The organism is Chitinimonas viridis (genome assembly GCF_030409555.1).
Lineage (GTDB): Bacteria > Pseudomonadota > Gammaproteobacteria > Burkholderiales > Chitinimonadaceae > Chitinimonas > Chitinimonas viridis.
Window position 1 is genome coordinate 76,160 of sequence record NZ_JAUFPU010000018.1, and the last position, 16,938, is coordinate 93,097.

16 protein-coding genes are annotated in these 16,938 nt (G+C 64.0%); 10 read left to right on the forward strand and 6 right to left on the reverse strand.

Features of this window, described 5'->3' with window-relative positions:
• Positions 1–35: 35 nt before the first annotated feature.
• The 3 genes from QWZ03_RS13620 to QWZ03_RS13630 are packed head-to-tail and all read left to right on the forward strand — an operon-like array spanning position 36 to position 3,602.
• A complete protein-coding gene (locus QWZ03_RS13620; protein WP_290333219.1) occupies positions 36–611 on the forward strand; it encodes a hypothetical protein in 576 nt (191 codons plus the stop codon).
• A complete protein-coding gene (locus QWZ03_RS13625; RefSeq protein WP_290333220.1) occupies positions 608–3,073 on the forward strand; it encodes an ABC transporter permease in 2,466 nt (821 codons plus the stop codon). The genes QWZ03_RS13620 and QWZ03_RS13625 overlap by 4 nt, the downstream gene beginning before the upstream one ends.
• 43 nt (positions 3,074–3,116) lie before the next feature.
• On the forward strand, positions 3,117–3,602 hold the full coding sequence (locus tag QWZ03_RS13630) for a tetratricopeptide repeat protein (RefSeq protein WP_290333221.1): 486 nt from the start codon (positions 3,117–3,119) through the stop codon (positions 3,600–3,602).
• Here the strand turns inward: QWZ03_RS13630 and QWZ03_RS13635 are convergent.
• The 3 genes from QWZ03_RS13635 to QWZ03_RS13645 form a co-directional block, all read right to left on the reverse strand.
• Positions 3,588–4,118, reverse strand: coding sequence for a GNAT family N-acetyltransferase (locus tag QWZ03_RS13635; protein ID WP_290333222.1), 531 nt, complete (start codon positions 4,116–4,118; stop codon positions 3,588–3,590). The genes QWZ03_RS13630 and QWZ03_RS13635 overlap by 15 nt on opposite strands.
• 66 nt (positions 4,119–4,184) lie before the next feature.
• Positions 4,185–6,068 carry an alpha/beta hydrolase family protein gene (locus tag QWZ03_RS13640; RefSeq protein WP_308447568.1) on the reverse strand — a complete coding sequence of 628 codons (1,884 nt, stop codon included), beginning with the start codon at positions 6,066–6,068 and terminating at the stop codon, positions 4,185–4,187.
• A 78-nt stretch (positions 6,069–6,146) separates the two neighbouring features.
• Entirely contained in the window at positions 6,147–7,058 is a 912-nt protein-coding gene (locus tag QWZ03_RS13645; RefSeq protein ID WP_290333223.1) for a LysR substrate-binding domain-containing protein, read from the reverse strand.
• Positions 7,059–7,191: 133 nt separating this feature from the next.
• On the opposite strand from QWZ03_RS13645, the gene QWZ03_RS13650 reads away from it, so the two are divergent.
• Entirely contained in the window at positions 7,192–8,103 is a 912-nt protein-coding gene (locus QWZ03_RS13650) for a DMT family transporter (protein WP_290333225.1), read from the forward strand.
• A gap of 97 nt (positions 8,104–8,200) precedes the next feature.
• On the opposite strand, the gene QWZ03_RS13655 is transcribed toward QWZ03_RS13650, so the two are convergent.
• The 3 genes from QWZ03_RS13655 to QWZ03_RS13665 form a co-directional block, all read right to left on the reverse strand.
• Positions 8,201–8,890: a phytanoyl-CoA dioxygenase family protein gene (locus tag QWZ03_RS13655; protein ID WP_290333226.1), complete on the reverse strand. Its 690-nt coding sequence runs from the start codon at positions 8,888–8,890 to the stop codon at positions 8,201–8,203.
• A gap of 6 nt (positions 8,891–8,896) precedes the next feature.
• On the reverse strand, positions 8,897–9,667 hold the full coding sequence (gene xth / locus QWZ03_RS13660) for an exodeoxyribonuclease III (RefSeq protein WP_290333227.1): 771 nt from the start codon (positions 9,665–9,667) through the stop codon (positions 8,897–8,899).
• 66 nt (positions 9,668–9,733) lie between these two features.
• Positions 9,734–10,231 (reverse strand): glutaredoxin family protein, encoded by a 498-nt coding sequence (locus QWZ03_RS13665; protein ID WP_284194845.1) that lies wholly within the window; start codon positions 10,229–10,231, stop codon positions 9,734–9,736.
• 376 nt (positions 10,232–10,607) lie between these two features.
• On the opposite strand from QWZ03_RS13665, the gene QWZ03_RS13670 reads away from it, so the two are divergent.
• The 6 genes from QWZ03_RS13670 (at position 10,608) to QWZ03_RS13695 (ending at position 16,653) form a co-directional block, all read left to right on the forward strand.
• Positions 10,608–11,474, forward strand: a complete 867-nt coding sequence (locus tag QWZ03_RS13670; protein ID WP_290333228.1) for a Rossmann-like and DUF2520 domain-containing protein — start codon at positions 10,608–10,610, stop codon at positions 11,472–11,474.
• Entirely contained in the window at positions 11,471–12,166 is a 696-nt protein-coding gene (gene tsaA / locus QWZ03_RS13675; protein ID WP_290333229.1) for a tRNA (N6-threonylcarbamoyladenosine(37)-N6)-methyltransferase TrmO, read from the forward strand. The genes QWZ03_RS13670 and tsaA overlap by 4 nt, the downstream gene beginning before the upstream one ends.
• Complete coding sequence (gene recG, locus QWZ03_RS13680; protein ID WP_290333230.1) at positions 12,163–14,193, forward strand: ATP-dependent DNA helicase RecG; 2,031 nt, start codon at positions 12,163–12,165, stop codon at positions 14,191–14,193. The genes tsaA and recG overlap by 4 nt, the downstream gene beginning before the upstream one ends.
• Before the next feature lie 296 nt (positions 14,194–14,489).
• Positions 14,490–15,242: a substrate-binding periplasmic protein gene (locus QWZ03_RS13685; RefSeq protein WP_290333231.1), complete on the forward strand. Its 753-nt coding sequence runs from the start codon at positions 14,490–14,492 to the stop codon at positions 15,240–15,242.
• On the forward strand, positions 15,239–16,039 hold the full coding sequence (locus tag QWZ03_RS13690; protein ID WP_290333232.1) for an NUDIX hydrolase: 801 nt from the start codon (positions 15,239–15,241) through the stop codon (positions 16,037–16,039). The genes QWZ03_RS13685 and QWZ03_RS13690 overlap by 4 nt, the downstream gene beginning before the upstream one ends.
• A gap of 299 nt (positions 16,040–16,338) precedes the next feature.
• A complete protein-coding gene (locus QWZ03_RS13695) occupies positions 16,339–16,653 on the forward strand; it encodes an SMI1/KNR4 family protein (RefSeq protein ID WP_290333233.1) in 315 nt (104 codons plus the stop codon).
• Positions 16,654–16,938: the final 285 nt, after the last annotated feature.

Consider the following 16,938-nt stretch of genomic DNA (forward strand, 5'->3'; position numbering starts at 1 on the left):
TCAATCCAGCCCCAACAACAGAACAAGACCGAGACATGACCCATTCCCTGCACCTTTTCCCCCTCCTGTTGGCTGGCGCGCTGGCCCTGCCCGCCCATGCTGCCGAGGAAAAACCAGCCGATGCCTTCTTCCGCCAGTTGAGCAGCCTCTGCGGCAAGGCCTTCGAGGGCAGGCTGGTAGAGGGCAACCCCAGCGATACCCGCTTCCGCGAACAGAAGCTGACCATGCACGTGCGCGAATGCAGCCCCGAGGTCATACGGGTGCCCTTCCATGTCGGCGACGACCACTCCCGCACCTGGGTCATCAGCCGTACTGCCCAGGGGCTGCGACTCAAGCATGATCATCGCCATGCCGATGGCAGCGAGGACAGCATCACCCAGTACGGTGGCGACACCGCCGAGGCCGGCACGGCCAGCCTGCAGTCCTTCCCGGCCGATGCCCATACGGCCAAGCTGATACCAGCTGCAGCCGAAAACACCTGGCGGGTGGAGATACTGCCCGGCCAGCACTACAGCTACCAATTGCAAAGGGGTGAGCGGCGCTTCCGGGTGGATTTCGACCTGACCAAGCCGGTCGCCCTGCCGCCCGCCCCCTGGGGTGCCAAGCCATGAACGGCTGGGGCCTGGCCTGGCGCTGGCTCAAGCGCGATCTGACTGCCGGCGAACTGACCATCATGGCCATCGCCCTGGTGGTGGCCATTGCCGCCATGAGCAGCGTGGGCTTCTTTACCGACCGGGTAGGCCGTGCCCTGCAAAGCGAAGCCGACCAGCTGCTGGCCGCCGATCTGGTGCTGAATGCCGACCAACCCATCGCCGCCGATTTCCTGGCCGAAGCAGACCGGCGCGGGCTGATGCGGGGTGCCACCGCCACCTTCCCCAGCATGGCGCAGACGGCCGACAACGCCCAGCTGGTGACGGTCAAGGCCGTTTCCACCAGCTATCCGCTGCGCGGCGATATCCGGTTGCTGCAGAAAGGCAGCGAGGCCAAGGTAAGCGGCGGCCCCGCTCCCGGCACCATCTGGGCCGACCAGCGCCTGTTCAGCTCGCTGGGGCTCAAGCCTGGTGACACGCTGAAGCTGGGCGATAAAGCCTTTACCCTGGGCCCCATCCTGGCGCGTGAGCCCGATGGTGCGATGGATCTGTACAACTTCATCCCCCGCGCCATGTTCAACGATGCCGATTTGCCCGCCACCGGGCTGATCCAGCCTGGCAGCCGGGTGCGCTACCGACTGTTGCTGGCAGGTGATCGCGACCAGGTGACCGCCATGCGTGAGTGGCTCAAGCCCCGACTGCAGCGCGGCCAAAGGCTGGAGGATGTGCGCGAGGCGCGGCCTGAAATCAATACCTCGCTCAATCGGGCGGAACGCTTCCTGCGCCTGTCTGCACTGATCAGCGTCTTCATGGCAGCCGCAGCCATTGCACTGGCAGCCCGCCGCTATGTGGAGCGCCACCTCGATGCCGTCGCCCTGCTGCATACCATGGGTCTGACCCAAGGCAATATCATCGGCCTGTTCCTGCGCCAGTACAGCCTGATGGCCGTGCTGTCCATCAGTGCCGGTATCGGCCTGGGCTGGCTGACCCAATTCGGCCTGGCCCACCTGCTGGCCGGCATGTTCGAAACCACCCTGCCGCCGGCCGGCCCCTTGCCGGCGCTATCCGGCGCAGCAGTCGGCCTGGTGCTGCTGTTCGGCTTCTGTCTGCCCCCGCTGCTCAGGCTCAAGGGCGTATCACCCCTGCGGGTACTACGGCGCGATGCCACCCCGGCGGGGAACGCCCCCCTGGCCTTTGGCCTGGGCCTGGCCGCGCTGGCCGGGTTGATCTACTGGCAGGCAGGTGACACCACCCTGGCCGGTCTGGCGTTGGCCGGCCTCGCCGGCACGGTAGCCCTGGCCACCCTGGCGGCCTGGTGCCTGGTCTGGATCACCCCCAAGCTGCCCCTGCCCGGCCAGCTGGGCTGGCGCTTCGGCCTTGCCAATGTTGCCCGGCGACGCGGCCTCAGCGTGGCGCAGATCGTCTCGCTATCGCTGGGCCTGATGGCGCTGATGCTGCTGACGGTGGTGCGCAACGACCTGCTCAGTGCCTGGGACAAGTCCGTCCCGGTCGATGCACCCAATCGCTTCGCCATCAATATCCAGCCTGAGCAACGCGCCGGCATCCTGGCCGAGTTCAAGCGCGCCGGCCTGCCCGAGCCAGTGTTCGGCCCCATGATACGTGCCCGCCTGCACAGCATTGCCGGCAAGCCGGTGGTGGCCGACAAATACCCCGACGAACGCGCCCGCCGCCTGGCCGAGCGCGAGTTCAACCTCAGCTGGGGTGGCAGCCTGCGCAACGACAACCGGCTGGTAGCGGGCGTGCCCCTGAGCGACAACACCCCCGCCTGGTCGCTGGAAGAAGGCCTGGCCCAGCGCCTGGGCATCAAGCTGGGCGACGAGCTGGCCTTTACCATAGACGGCCAGGTCTTCAAGGCCCCGGTCACCAGCCTGCGGCGGGTCGATTGGGATTCCTTCCGGGTCAACTTCTTCGTGGTGGGCAATCGCGCCCTGCTGGAGAGCCAGCCGGCCAGCTTTGTCAGCAGTTTCTACCTGCCGGATGCCCAGCGTACTTTCTCGACCGAGCTGTCGCGCCAGTTCCCCAACATCACCGTCATCGATGTCTCGGTGATACTGCGCGAAGTACGCGGCGTACTCGACAGGGTGCTGTCGGCGGTAGAGGTGGTATTCGCCTTCAGCCTGGCAGCCGGGATCGTGGTGCTGTACGCCGCCACCCTGGCCACCCATGACGAGCGCAAGCGCGAGGCCGCCATCCTGCGTACCCTGGGCGCCTCAGGCAAGACCGTCCGGCAGGCTGCCAGCGCAGAACTGCTGCTGGTGGGCGGCCTGGCCGGCTTGCTGGCAGCTGCGGCGGCGCTGGGCATAGGCGCGGGGGCCTCGCAGCAGTTGTTCGAACTGCCGGCCCGCATCAGCTGGTGGCTCCTGCCCTTTGGCCTGATCAGCGGCGCCCTGGCTGCGCGACTGGCTGCCGCACCGTTGCTGGCAAGGGTGCTAAAGACCCCGCCCTTGCGGGCATTGCGATAATCGGTGGCGCCCCGGCGCCACCTTCTCCACCGGAAACCCATCCATGCGCCCTACCTTCCTCCTGGCCCTGCTCGCCTGTGCCCTGTATGCCACCACCAGCCTGGCTGCCGGCTGGTCCAACGAGAATGACGCCAAGCCCGACCCGGACTACAGCGACGCGCTGGCGGCCAATCGGCTGGGCCAGCATGAGCGTGCTGTAGGCTTGCTGCAGGAATACCTTGAACGCGCCCCCAAGGACGCCAACGGCCAGAACCAGCTGGCCTATGCCTATCGCAAGCTGGGCAAGCTGCCCGACGCGCTGCGCCACTACCAATTGGCCCTGAGCCTGGACCCAAAACACCGTGGCGCCCATGAATACCTAGGCGAAGCCTATATCGCACTGGGCGACCTGGCTCGCGCCGAGGCAGAACTGCAAACGCTGTTTCAGCTCTGCGGCCCCGGCTGCAATGAATATGCCCAACTCAAGGCCGCCCTCGATACCGCCAAGGCTAGCGGCAGCACTGGCAGCACCAGCTCAGCCGGCCAGTGATGCAGGGCGGTGGATGGCGAAACGGGACTCGGGCAGGCCATCCTCATCCAGCCCGTCCCCTTCATGGCTGAAACCCAGCTTGGTCATCAACGCCAGTGACGCCGCGTTGGCAGGGTCTATGGTGGCCATGATGCGCACCAGATCGCTATGCTGCCAAGCCCATGCCAGCAGGGCCGCCGCCAGTTCGGTGGCGTAGCCCCGCCCCCAGCAGTCCGGCCGCAAGGCATAGATAATCTCGGCGCTATCGGCAGCACTCGCCTGCTCGCTATGTATCAGGCCTGCCCAGCCTATCACCGACCTGTCGTCGCGTTTCAATACCGCATGGGTACCAAATCCCCAGCGCGCCACATTGGCATTCGCCCGTTCAATCCAGACTGCCGTGTCAGCCCTGTCCAGCGTGGTGCCGTCGCCCACCCAGCGCATTACCTCGGCATCGCCGGTCAGCCGGCAAAAGTCATCAAGGTCCGCCGACTCCCAGCGCCGCAACAGCAGGCGCTCACTCTCCAGCCAATACATCGTAAGTCCTTCCCACAAAAAACGGCCGGCTTGCGCCGGCCGTCTTACTTGCCCATTACGCCTGGCCTAGCTGCCCAGATGCTTGCCAAAGAAACGTTCCATCGCCTCATAGGCCTCGAAGCGGTTTTCCTGGTTGGCAAAACCGTGCCCTTCGTTCTCCTTGACGATGTACTCCACATCCACGCCACGCTTTTTCAGCGCCGCCACGATCTGGTCAGACTCGGCCACATTCACGCGCGGGTCCTTGGCGCCCTGCAGCACCAACAGAGGTGCCTTGATCTTATCCACATGGAAGACCGGCGAGGCCGACTCCATCAGTGCCTTGTCCTTCTCCGGATTGCCCACCATCTCGTACATCATGTCCAGATAAGGCTTCCAGTAGGGCGGTATGGTCTTCATGAAGGTGAACAGATTGCTCACCCCCACGTAATCCACGCCACAGGCATACAGATCAGGCGAGAAGGTCAGGCCGGCCAGGGTGGCATAGCCGCCATAGCTGCCACCATAGATACAGACGCGTTTGCTGTCCGCCACGCCTTGCTTCACCAAGTGGTTGACGCCATCGCTGACGTCATCCTGCATGGTCTTGCCCCACTGCTTGAACGAAGCCTGCCAGAACGCCTTGCCGTAGCCGGTAGAGCCACGGAAGTTCATCTGCAGCACGGCATAGCCACGATTGGCCAGGAACTGCACCTCCGGGTTGAAGCCCCAGCTGTCACGCGCCCAAGGGCCGCCGTGCGGGTTGACGATCACCGGCAGGTTCTTGCCCTCGCTGCCCAGGGGCAGGGTCAGGTAGCCGTGTATGGTCAAGCCATCGCGGCTGGTATAGCTGATAGGCTTGGTACTGGCCATCTGCTGCTCGTTCAACCAGGGGGTGACTTCAGCCAGCTTTTCCAGCTTGTCAGCCTTGGCGTCGTAGTAGTAGCGGGTGCCACGGGTACGGTCATTCCAGGCCGAGACTATCCAGGCATCTTCATTCTTGTTGCCCTGCAGGGTGATCTCATACCCCGGCAGCTTGCCCTGCAGGCCCTTGATCAGCTTTTCAGTGGTGTCATCAAAGAAGTGCCGCTCCATCTTGGCGGTCTCATAGGTGGCTGCCGTCAGCACCTTGCGCTTCTTGGAGTAGCGCAGGCCGTCAACATCCACATCGTCGCGCTGGTAGACCACCTTCAGTTCCTTACCGGTAGCCGGGTCCATCTCGACGATGGCTACCTTGTCACGACCCAGGTTGGAGGCGGCATAAAGGCGCTTGTTGTCGAAGGTAAAGAACAGCGGCGCCACCGAATCCTTGAAATTGGTGGTCAGTACCGTCTTGAACGGCGATTTCTCATTGGCGCGGTAGAGCAGCGATGAGGTCACCCCATCGGTACTCTGGGCCACGCGTATGGCGCCCTTGTGGTCAGTAACCCAGCCAGTGATGTTGCCGGGGTTCTCGGCCACCATCTTCAGCTCGCCGGTCTTCACATTCAGCCGGTAGGCGTCGAACACCTCAGCCTTGCGCTTGTTCAGGCCGATCAATACATCGGTGGGATGGCCTTCCAGATCATCGATCAGTTCCACCCGCACCTTGTCGAACGGAGTCAGGTCACGCGTGGCCTTGCCATCGCGGTCCACCGCATAGAGATGGAAGTTCTCGTCGCCGCCATTGTCCTTGAGGAACAGCAGATGGTCGTCGCCCTTCCAGAAATACTGCCGGATATCCCTGTCCTTCACCGTGGTCAGCCGCTTGGCCTCACCACCCTTGGGCATGACATGGATATTCAGGCGGTTTTCGACCGGCTGGGTAAAGGAGATGTACTTGCCGTTGGGCGAAAGCTGGAAATTGGTCTTTTCCGGATTCTTGAAGAAATCCCGCACCGGTATCTTGGGTGCAGTCACGACATTGGCAAAGGCAGCACCGGGTAGGGCCAGCATCAGGCCGCCTAGGCCTGCGGCAATCACGCGTTTCATGCAATCTCCTCCTGTAAGTCACCGGATAGGTGAATGCAGCAATATAACCATACCGACCAGTATGCTCAATCAAACCGCTTAAGGTGGCGCAGGCTGTGGCGTTAACGCAGCAAGTGAATCGGCAATCTCGGCCTTGAGCCAGGCATGCAGCGCGGCCAGTGCCGGCTCGTGCTGCCGCCCTCGTGGGCAGACAAACCAATAGTGGTAGTCGGTCTGTATCCGCAGCGCCGGAAAAGGCGCAATCAACCGGCCACTACGCAGATCGTGGGCGATCAGCACCGGGTCGGCCAGTGCCACGCCCATGCCCTGGCTGGCCACGTTCACCGCCATGTCGATCACCTCGAAACTAGGGCCAGATTCCAGCGCCGGGTGCTGTACGCCCACCTGGCGCAACCAGCGGCGCCAGTCGGCGTGGTCCGGGCTCAGGTGTATCAAGGCCTCGCCGGCCAGATCAGCCGGCTGGCGCAAGCGTTCGGCCATGGCCGGCGCACACACCGGCACCAGGGTCTCGGCAAACAGCGCCTCGCTATAGCCCTCGCCCGGCCCCTGATTGCCGGCCACGATGGCCGCATCAAAGTCCTCGCGCTCGAAATGGATACGGCTGAACGAGGCCGTGCTCATCCGCACCTCGATGCCAGGGTGCAGCCCCTGGAAGGCCGGCAGCCGTGGCAAGAACCAGCGTATGGCCAAGGTAGGCGGCAGCTTGATCTTGAGGTCGGCCGGCCGCTGGCATAGCCCCTCCACCGCATGCAGCAAACCGGCAAAGGCTTGCTCCACCGCCGGCAGCAGCTGGCGCCCCACGGCAGTCAGGGCAATGCCCCGCGCCTGCCGCACAAACAGCACCTCGCCGAGGTACTCCTCCAACTGCCGCACCTGCCGGCTCACCGCACTCTGGGTCACATGCAAGACCTGGGCAGCCCGGCTCATATTGCCTTCGCGCGCCACAATGGCGAACACATGCAAGGCATCCAACGGCGGCAAGCGTTTCATCAGCCTTCTCCAGCCATGCATAAAACGCATAGCTTACATGCCAAAAAGGCGTTTGTGCTGCTTTGCCACAGGCCATAAATTGCTTGCTCTCGGCGCCATTCCACGCCACTCAACCCGCCCAAGGAGTCATGCCATGCATGCAAACCTCTCAGCCCTTTCAGGCAATACCCGTGGCGTGCTGTGGATCGTGCTGGGCATGACGCTGTTCACCTTCATCAATGCCCTGTTCAAGCATCTGGGCGGCGAGTTGCCCATGGCCACGGTCATGTTTCTGCGCGCCCTGTGCATCCTGCTGCTGATCGCCCCTTTCGCACTGCGCCAGCGCGCCGCCGCCATCCGCACCCGCAAACCCGGGCTGCATCTGGGCCGCATGGTCTTCACCAGCCTCTCGGCCGCCTGTGCCCTCTACGCCCTGGCCCACCTCAGCCTGGGCGAGGTCACGGTCTACGCCCTGACCACCTCCATATGGCTGATACCACTGGGCCTGATCTTCCTCAACGAAGCCGTACGCCCCATGCGCTGGCTGGGGGTGGCAGTCGGTTTTGCGGGTGTATGGGTTGTGGCACAACCGGAAATCAGCGCCGTGAATTGGGCCCTGCTGGCCGCATTGACTGGCGCCTTGGCCGATGCCGCACTGGGCGTGCTGCTCAAGCGCGGGGCCAATAGCGAGTCCACCCTGGCCATCATCTGGTGGACCTATCTGGGCCAATTGCTGGCCTTCGGCCTGTTCGCCGGCTTTGCCGTCCCGTCCCTGCTCGCCACCCAATGGCTGGGCCTGCTGCTACTGGGTGGCATCAGCATCGCCTGCATGCAGTGTTTTGTACTCGGCTACCGCGCCGCCGATGCTTCACTGGCCGAGACCGGCTGCTTCAGCGGCCTGATCGTCGGACCACTGCTGGGCTGGCTGATGTTTGGCGAACTGCTGGGTGGCTATTACTGGATAGGCGCCCTACTACTGACCGCCGGCATCCTGATCGCCCTGTTCGAGCCCGACTGGCGCAGCCTGGTGCGGCGTCTCCGCCCCCGCAGCCGGCATCCGGCCTGAAGGGCGCCAACCCCACTCCTCGTCGGGATGCCTAGCCCGTCGATACTGACAACCGGCCTTAGGGCCGGTTTTTTTGCCGGTGCAGGCTGCGGCAGATTCAATCAATTGGGAAATCAGGCCACGCCATGCCCAGCGGTAATTGCACCGGCCCAAACAGGAAATGCAGCACACGCCGCCGGCTGTTGCCAGTGGCTTTGGAAGAGGCGTGCAGCAGCAGAGGTTGCATGACCATCGCTGCACCACGTGCGACGGGACACAGCACGGCGGCCTGTACCGCCTGGCAGCTCAGGCGGGCGGCAGGATCCAGTATGCCCAGGCGATGCGTCCCTGGTATCACCCGCAAGGCACCGTCATGGGGGCCGCAAGCATCTATATGCAGGCGTACGGCAAGCAGCCCCTGCAACACTGACAAAGGCGGCTGCACATACCAGCCGCCCTGTTTGAATGACCAACTCGTCAACTCAGGCGCATCCACCCTGGCGCCCAGCGGTATGCTCAAGTCCTGATGGAGTGCCACCAGCCAGTTGCGATCAAGTGACTTCTCGAACAAGGTGCATTGCACGGCCACCAGGCCCGGCGGCAGCAAGCAGGCCAGTGCCGGATGCTGCTGCAGGCGTTGCGCCAGAGCGCGGCACCAGGCGTACTGCAGCAACTGGCGATTACCTGCCTGATCGTCGGCCAAGCCATGCTGGGCAGACAACTGTGCTGCCAGTGCATCACACTCCTGCTCCGTCAACAGGGGGTCGCTGATGGCGTAGCCCTGCTGCTGGTAGCGCGCTGGCAGCACCCAGGCTCACTCCGCCAGCGTCGCAATCACCGGCGCATGGTCGCTGGGTCGCTCCACCCGGCGAGGCTCCTTATCCACCTCGCAAGCCGTGCAGCGCTCGGCCAGTGGCCGCGACAGCAACACATGATCTATGCGCAGGCCGGCATTACGGCGGAAGCCCATCATGCGGTAGTCCCACCAGGTAAACGATTTCTCGGCCTGCTCAAACAGTCTGAAACTGTCCACCAGCCCCAGGTCCAGCAACTGCTGGAAGCGCTCGCGCTCCGGCGGGCTGACCAGCACGTCGCCAGCCCACTTGGCCGGATCATGCACATCGCGGTCTTCCGGGGCGATATTGAAATCGCCCACCAGGGCCAGCTTGCCATGCTGCTGCAATTGCTCGCCCACCCAGGCGATCAGGGCATCCAGCCAGGCCAGCTTGTAGGGATACTTCTCTGAATCCAGCGCCTGGCCATTGACCACATAGGCGCCGATGACGCGCACGCCATCCACGGTGGCGGCAATCACCCGCTTTTGCGGGTCTTCGTAATTGGGCAGGTTGTACTGCACGTCCAGCAGGGGCGCGCGTGAAATCAACGCCACGCCGTTGTAGGTCTTCTGCCCCACATAGGCCACATGAAAACCGGCGGCTTCTATCTCGGCCTTGGGAAACGCATGGTCTTCCAGCTTGGTTTCCTGCAGTGCCAGTACCGTCAGCTCGGGCCGGCCGGCCAGCCATTCCAGCACCTGCGGCAGGCGTACTTTGAGGGAGTTCACATTCCAGGTGGCGATTTGCATGGCTTTCATCCGGCAATAAAAAACGGCGGTCTGAGCCGCCGTTTCGATGTTAGCAGTATTCGCCACTCAAGGCTTCTTGGCTGCCTGGTCCTTGAGCGTAGGGTCGGCCGTCTTGCCATAGCCTGCCGCATCCAGCGCATTGCTCCAGCTGTTTTCCTCAAAACCCTTGAGCGTGCTGCCGCCCACCTGCAATACCGGCACCACGGTGTCGCCGGCAATGCGCTTCAGCTCTTCCATCTCGCCATTGCTGGCTTGCGGGTTGCGCATGGAGTAAGGCACGCCGCGCTTGGTCAGCAGCGCACGGGCCGAATCACAGGTATCGCCACAGCTATTGCTCCACAGCGTGACCGGATTCTTGCGTATGGCCTCGCGGGTGGCAAAGTTGCCGCCGCTGGTCTGTATCACATTACTCTTGATCTCGCGCTGCTCGGTCTTCTGGCCGGGTGGCGGCTGGTCTGAGAACACCACGTTGCCGTTTGCGTCCTTCCACTGGTAAACCTTGGCAGCATGCGCGACCGGCAGTGCCAACAGCAGGCCAAGTGTGACGAGGGCGGTAAGCTTCATGAGGGGTACTCCAGATTGCGCAGCCAATGATGACGATGGAATTATACGCGTTCACAAGGTGTTACGGCGACGCCTTTCGTAAACAAATAATGCACATCTGTCTACAGAATAGGCAATGCCGCAGAGCGCAGCCAAGCGGCACAGGCATGCGATAATCCCACCGTATCCGCCTGCAAGGGACTTCCAGAGACCTCGATTTCTAAGCGAGACAAGGCGTGAGTGAGCAATTTCGACGCAACCTATGGTTGATAGGTAAGGAGAAATTGTTCACGAGCAACGCCGTATCGCGACGAAAGCGAGGCCTCTGGGAGCGCCCTGCAGCCCGCCACCGTGCTGGCTTGGCGCCCTATCCGCCCCCAATCACAGAACGAGCCACATGGCGCCTGCAACCCTCAATCTGATCGGCCCCGGCCGCCTGGGACGTAGCCTGACACGGCTATGGCACGATGCTGGCGTCCTCACCCTGCAGGGCGTGGCAGGCCGTCGCCCGGCCATGGTGGACGAAGCCATTGCGTTTATCGGCGCCGGCCAGGCCATGGCCCTGTCCGACCTGCCGGCAGCGGCCTTTACCCTGCTGGCCACGCCCGACGATGCCCTGCCCGACCTGGTCGTGCAGCTACTACAGGCCGGCATACTGGCGGCCGACAGCGTGGTACTGCATGCCAGCGGCGCCGTGGGCAGCGAGGTACTGGCCCCCCTGCGTTCGGCTGGCGTATGGGTTGCCAGCGTGCACCCGCTCAAATCGTTTGCCCAGCCCGCGCAAGCCATACAGGATTTCGCCGGCACCTGGTGCGGCTGCGAAGGCGACGCCATCGCCCTGGCACGGCTGGCACCGCTGTTCGATGTACTCGGCGCCCACCGCTTTAACATTGCCGCCCAGCACAAGACGCTATACCACGCAGGTGCCGTGCTGGCCTGCAACGATCTGGTCGCCCTGATGGAAGCCGCCTTGCGCTGCATGGCCGCCGCCGGCGTGCCCCGCGAACAGGCCTGGCCCGCCCTGCGCCCACTGGTACAGGGCACCCTGGCCAATCTGGACCGGCTCGGCACCCAAGCCGCCCTCACCGGACCCATTGCGCGGGGCGACAACCACACCGTGGCCCGCCAACTGGCCGCCACCCAGGCGCTCGACCCCGCCGTGGCGCAGGCCTATCGCAGCCTGGGGCAGCTGGCACTGCAGCTGGCACAGCTCGATGCCGGCCAGCACCAAGCCCTGGCAGCATTGCTGGAGGCACAGCCATGAGCCACTGGAACATGCAGGCCATAGGCCGGATAGAAAGCTGCTACAAGGAAAAATTCGCCATCCCCCGCCAGCCCGGCCTGACGCCGTCAGCCGAGGCCATCCTGCACCTGCTGCCCCCTTACGACACCCCCGACGCCGTGCGGGAGCTGGCGCAGTTCAGCCATGTCTGGCTGGTGTTTGTCTTCCACGCCACAGCCGGCCAGGGCTGGCGCCCTACCGTGCGCCCCCCCAAGCTGGGCGGCAACCAGCGCGTAGGGGTGTTCGCCACCCGCTCCACCTTCAGGCCCAACCCCATAGGCCTGTCCGTGGCCAGACTGGAACGCATAGAGACCGACAACGGCGTGCGCCTGCACCTGGCCGGTGCCGACCTGCTCGACGGCACACCCATACTCGATATCAAGCCCTACCTGGCTTACGCCGATGCTCTGCCGTATGCCTCCAACGGCTATGCCGATGATGGCGGCCAACCGCTGCCGGTGCGTTTTTCAGCCGAAGCGGACGCCCAGCTGCTGGCCCTGCAGGCACGGCATCCCCGCCTGCGCAGCCTGATCGCCGAAGTACTGGCGCAGGACCCCCGCCCCGGCTATGCCGACGACCCCACACGGCGCTACGGCATGGCCCTGTACGATCTCAACATACTGTGGTGCTGCGATGCTGCCGGCGCCCTGGTCATCAGCATACTGCCTGCATGAGCCTGGATATTTCCACCCTGCCCAAGGCGGCCGCCGCCCGCCTGGCCAAACTGGGCATCAAGCGGGCGTTTGATCTGGTACTGCACCTGCCCTTGCGCTACGAGGATGAAACCCACCTCTACCCCATCGTCGATGCCCCGGTCGGCGCACCGGCCCTGGTGGAAGGCACGGTGGTGCATGCCGAAGTGACCTACCGGCCACGCCGCCAACTGGTGGCCAGGGTGGCCGATGCCACCGGCGAGCTGTATGTCCGGCTGCTCAATTTCTATCCCAACCAGCAGCAGCAACTGGCCCTGGGCCGGCGCGTCCGGCTGCTGGGCGAGATACGCCGCGGTTTCTTTGGCGAGGAGATGGTCCACCCCAAGATACGCAGCGTGGGTGAGCAGACCGGCCTGGCCGAATCGCTGACCCCCGTCTACCCCACGGTCAACGGCCTGGCCCAGCCAGCCCTGCGCAAGCTGATCGCGCAGGCGCTGAAGCAGTGCGAGCTGAGCGATACCCTGCCCCCCAAGCTGCTGGACGACCTGGGGCTGATGCCCTTCGCCGCCGCCGTGCAGCTGCTGCACCACCCCACGCCGGATATCGCCCAGCGGGCATTGTCAGAACGCACCCACGCCGCCTGGCTGCGGCTCAAGTTCGACGAACTGCTGGCCCAGCAACTGTCGATGCGGTTGGCCTACCGCCGCCGCCGCGAGCAGACCGCACCCATCCTCAGCGCCGCCGGCACGCTCGCCCAGCAATTAATCGCCACCCTGCCCTTTGGCCTGACCGGCGCGCAGCAAAGAGTGCTGGCCGAGATACGCCACGACCTGGCCTCGCCCCACCCCATGCAGCGCCTGCTGCAAGGCGATGTCGGCGCCGGCAAGACCATCGTCGCAGCCCTGGCCGCGCTCGACGCCATCGAAGCCGGCTACCAGGTCGCCCTGATGGCACCCACCGAGATCCTGGCCGAGCAGCACTACAAGAAGCTGTCGGCCTGGCTGGCACCGCTGGGCATAGAGGTAGCCTGGCTGGCTGGCTCCCTCAAGCCGCGCGCCAAGGCCGCCGCCATTGCCCAAGTCGAAAGCGGCGCGGCCCGGCTGGCCATCGGCACCCATGCGCTGTTCCAGGAGTCGGTCGCCTTCGCCCAACTGGGCCTGGCCATCGTCGACGAGCAGCACCGCTTTGGCGTCCACCAGCGGCTGGCCCTGCGCGGCAAGGGCGGCTCGCCCCATCAGCTGATGATGTCGGCCACCCCCATCCCCCGCACCCTGGCCATGAGCTTCTATGCCGACCTCGATGTCAGCGTGGTCGACGAACTGCCACCGGGCCGCACCCCGATCAAGACCCGGCTGGTCAGCGATGCCCGCCGCGAAGAGATGATCGAGTTCGTCCGCAAGGTAGCCCACGAAGGCCGCCAGGCCTATTGGGTCTGCCCCCTGATCGAGGAATCCGAAGCACTGGAACTGCAGACCGCCATCGACACCCATATCGCCCTGGCCGAAGCCCTGCCCGAGTACCAGGTCGGCCTGGTGCACGGCCGGCTCAAGGCGGCAGAGAAGGCCGAAGTCATGGCGGCCTTCGCCCGCAACGAGCTGCAGGTGCTGGTCGCCACCACGGTCATCGAAGTCGGCGTGGACGTGCCCAATGCCACACTCATGGTGATAGAACACGCCGAGCGCATGGGCCTGGCCCAGTTGCACCAGCTGCGTGGACGGGTAGGTCGGGGCGCGCTGGAATCCAGCTGCGTGCTGCTCTACAGCGGCCCCTTGGGCGAGGTCGCCAAGCAACGGCTCAAGGTCATCTTCGAGACCACCGACGGCTTTGTCATCGCCCGCGAAGACCTGCGCATACGCGGGCCTGGCGAGTTCCTGGGCAGCCGCCAATCCGGCGTACCCATGCTGCGCTTTGCCGACCTGGAACGCGACACCGACCTGCTGGAGCAGGCCCGCGATGTCGCCAGCCAGCTGCTGGAGCGCGCCCCCGCCGTGGCCGAAGCCCACCTGGCGCGCTGGCTGGCAGGGCGTGAAGAGCTGCTGAAGACCTAGCCAGGCATCGCCGCCACCCTCGCGGCGGAATGTGGCGGGCGTGCAAATCAGCCGTTTCTTAGAGCGGCTAACAAAACCCAGCGTAGCGGTTCTGGCTAGGCGTGCGTGCGCAGACAGTACGTGGGTACGGCAAGCTCGCACAACAACGCCAGAAGGGTTTTGTTAGCAGCTCTTATGCACGGACAGGGCCCAACTGCGTTATAAAGCAAACATCGCCTGCCAACGCCGAGCCCAAGCCGAGTGGCCAGGGCGGCCCCTCAGGCGGCATCGCCCATAAACAGGCCCTGCCATACCGCATGCTCTTCAGACTGCTACTCATCAGCCTGCTGTTTACGATAGCCGCTCGTGCCCAGGCGGCCAGCCTGCGGCTAGGCACGCTGGATGTCACACCCTATGGCTATCTGGGCGCCGACAAGCAGGCCGATGGCGCCTTCTACCAGCTGACCAACCGGGTGGCCGAACGCGCCGGCCTGCCCTACCAGAACACCCTCTACCCCACCGCCAGGCTCTATGCCATGCTGCAGCGGCGGCAGATCGACCTGGCCATCAGCAGCCTCAAGCTCGACGAACAGATGGGGCTGATCAAGCTGGGCACCATTTCACAACTCGAAGGCGTCATCCTCTATCGTGCGCAATTGCCGCTCAAGCCACGCCAGCTGGAGGAATTCAAACCCTACCTGATAGGCCGCCTCAACGGTACCTGCCCACTGCTGCAACGCAAAGGCCACCGGCTGTATGAAGTCAGCGACTACCGCCAGGGCATGCGCATGCTGGTGGCCGGCCGGCTGGATGGCCTGTGCGGCGAGCTGGGCGGCCTGAGCCCCGCACTGAATGCCGAACCCGCCGTGCAGCCTTTGCTGGCACCGCCCTTTGTTTTCCTGACCACCGACGTATTCCTCTACGCCAACCCCAAGCTGCCCGCCGCCACCTTGCAGCAGCTCAGCCGTGCCACCGCCGCCCTGAACAGCGAGGGAGAACCGCAGCGCATACTCAAGCGCTATGTCGTTTCACCCTTACGCCACCGCAGCCCGATGGAGCCCACCCCATGAGTGCCGACGAGATGCTGGACCGCATCGCCTACTGGCGCCAGACCCAGCCCCGGTTCGACACCAGCGGGCTGCTGCCATGGGCAGTAGAAGGCCTGGCTGCCGGCTGGGTCAGCCCCGCCCTGGCCGACCGCCTGCTGCAGAGCGAGCTGTTCCTGCCCGAAGGCCGAGGCCTGGCGCTGGACCCCAGGCTGGGCGGCCCGCTGATGCGCAGCCGCGCCCTGCAGGAGCTGGCCGAACAATTGCGCGACGAAGGCTGGATCAAAGGCTGGCGCGATGAGCGCTACGACTGGATGGACGACTGGGGCCGCGTGCGCTTCAGCCTGGAGCGCAGCGCCTTCCGCACCTTGGGCCTGTGCAGCCGGGCCATCCACGTCAACGGCTATATCGAGGACGGCGGCCTGTGGCTGGGCACCCGCGCCACCCACAAAAGCGTCGACCCCGGCAAGCTCGACAACCTCACCGCCGGCGGCATCGCCAGCGGCGAATCGCCAGAAGACACACTGCAACGCGAACTGGCCGAAGAAGCCGGCGTACCGGCTAGGTTGGCCGGCTTCGCCCGCCCGGTAGGCATACTGCGCAGCCAGCGGCGCGAGCCCGACGGCGTGCACGACGAACTGCTCTACTGCTACGACCTACCCCTGCCCGACGACTTCGCCCCGGTCAACACCGACGGCGAGGTCAGCCAGTTCCAGCTAATGCAGCCCCCCCAGGTGGCCGAGCAGTTGGGCGCCATGACCTGGGACGCAGCGGCAGTCACGGTGGCTTGGCTGGGGCGGTGGCTGGATGGGGAGTGTTGAGGGTTGGGGTCGGGTCATTGAATAGTTGCTGCCAGTGGACGATATCACTATGAAGCGGATGCCTGTGCAGGATATCCTTGGAGCCAATTTTGATTGCGCTAGCAAGTAGAGGAAAACACTTGGCTGGCGGCTACTTGGCCCAAGCGGTCACTCCGGCCAATACCTAGCACTTCTGTTATCGGCCATGAGCGGCAGGTCGTAAGACTTCCAGAAGCCAGTCACATGGGCGCCCCTTGAATACCCCAACTTGTGGCTTTTGAGATTACTCGGAACCCCGGCGCGATTCAGAGAATACAAAAATGGAAATCCCTTCTCAAGAACTGCTCGCCTACTACGCTGCAGGTAAGCCACTTGTCTGTGAACTCGACGCCAATCCGTACCTTTGCGAGTTCTGGCCTCAAGAAGAACTGACTAAGTACAACGTTGAATACGAGGTTCCGCTTTACGCCCCGGGTTATTTCGGCTTTGCCACAAGTGGTGGTGGAGAAATGTTTGCTTTTTCTCCGTCAGGCGCTGTTGTGTGTTTGCCTTTTATTGGCCTGGAGCCAGCAGCTGCATTTCCCGTCGCTCCATCATGGGCGTCATTTGAGTGCATGCTCCGCAATGCGCTCTAGCCCGTAGGGCGCAATAAGCAAAGCGCATTGCGCCGTATGAGTTGAGGCTCAAAATGATGTTTGATACCGAATACGGTGATGGCTAGCAGTTATGTATCGGCACGCTCAGCCTACGTGTCGATAACAACATACGGCGCAATGCGCTTTGCTTATTGCGCCCTACGATCTGGGGCGGTGGCTGGATGGGGAGTGTTGAGGGGTGGTGCCGAACGGGAGAACGATGCTACTTACGTAGGAGACCGTCGTGATGCAGATGCCGGTCGACTGCACCATCAGCATGAGCAA

What these genes read in the sequence shown, in the direction of transcription:
- QWZ03_RS13685 (WP_290333231.1), top strand. Translation starts at nt 14,490, where the DNA reads ATGCTCTTCAGACTGCTACTCATCAGCCTGCTGTTTACGATAGCCGCT.
- QWZ03_RS13650 (WP_290333225.1), top strand. Translation starts at nt 7,192, where the DNA reads ATGCATGCAAACCTCTCAGCCCTTTCAGGCAATACCCGTGGCGTGCTG.
- xth (WP_290333227.1), bottom strand. Translation starts at nt 9,667, where the DNA reads ATGCAAATCGCCACCTGGAATGTGAACTCCCTCAAAGTACGCCTGCCG.
- recG (WP_290333230.1), top strand. Translation starts at nt 12,163, where the DNA reads ATGAGCCTGGATATTTCCACCCTGCCCAAGGCGGCCGCCGCCCGCCTG.
- QWZ03_RS13645 (WP_290333223.1), bottom strand. Translation starts at nt 7,058, where the DNA reads ATGAAACGCTTGCCGCCGTTGGATGCCTTGCATGTGTTCGCCATTGTG.
- QWZ03_RS13625 (WP_290333220.1), top strand. Translation starts at nt 608, where the DNA reads ATGAACGGCTGGGGCCTGGCCTGGCGCTGGCTCAAGCGCGATCTGACT.
- QWZ03_RS13640 (WP_308447568.1), bottom strand. Translation starts at nt 6,068, where the DNA reads ATGAAACGCGTGATTGCCGCAGGCCTAGGCGGCCTGATGCTGGCCCTA.
- QWZ03_RS13670 (WP_290333228.1), top strand. Translation starts at nt 10,608, where the DNA reads ATGGCGCCTGCAACCCTCAATCTGATCGGCCCCGGCCGCCTGGGACGT.
- QWZ03_RS13630 (WP_290333221.1), top strand. Translation starts at nt 3,117, where the DNA reads ATGCGCCCTACCTTCCTCCTGGCCCTGCTCGCCTGTGCCCTGTATGCC.
- QWZ03_RS13620 (WP_290333219.1), top strand. Translation starts at nt 36, where the DNA reads ATGACCCATTCCCTGCACCTTTTCCCCCTCCTGTTGGCTGGCGCGCTG.
- tsaA (WP_290333229.1), top strand. Translation starts at nt 11,471, where the DNA reads ATGAGCCACTGGAACATGCAGGCCATAGGCCGGATAGAAAGCTGCTAC.
- QWZ03_RS13665 (WP_284194845.1), bottom strand. Translation starts at nt 10,231, where the DNA reads ATGAAGCTTACCGCCCTCGTCACACTTGGCCTGCTGTTGGCACTGCCG.
- QWZ03_RS13690 (WP_290333232.1), top strand. Translation starts at nt 15,239, where the DNA reads ATGAGTGCCGACGAGATGCTGGACCGCATCGCCTACTGGCGCCAGACC.
- QWZ03_RS13695 (WP_290333233.1), top strand. Translation starts at nt 16,339, where the DNA reads ATGGAAATCCCTTCTCAAGAACTGCTCGCCTACTACGCTGCAGGTAAG.
- QWZ03_RS13635 (WP_290333222.1), bottom strand. Translation starts at nt 4,118, where the DNA reads ATGTATTGGCTGGAGAGTGAGCGCCTGCTGTTGCGGCGCTGGGAGTCG.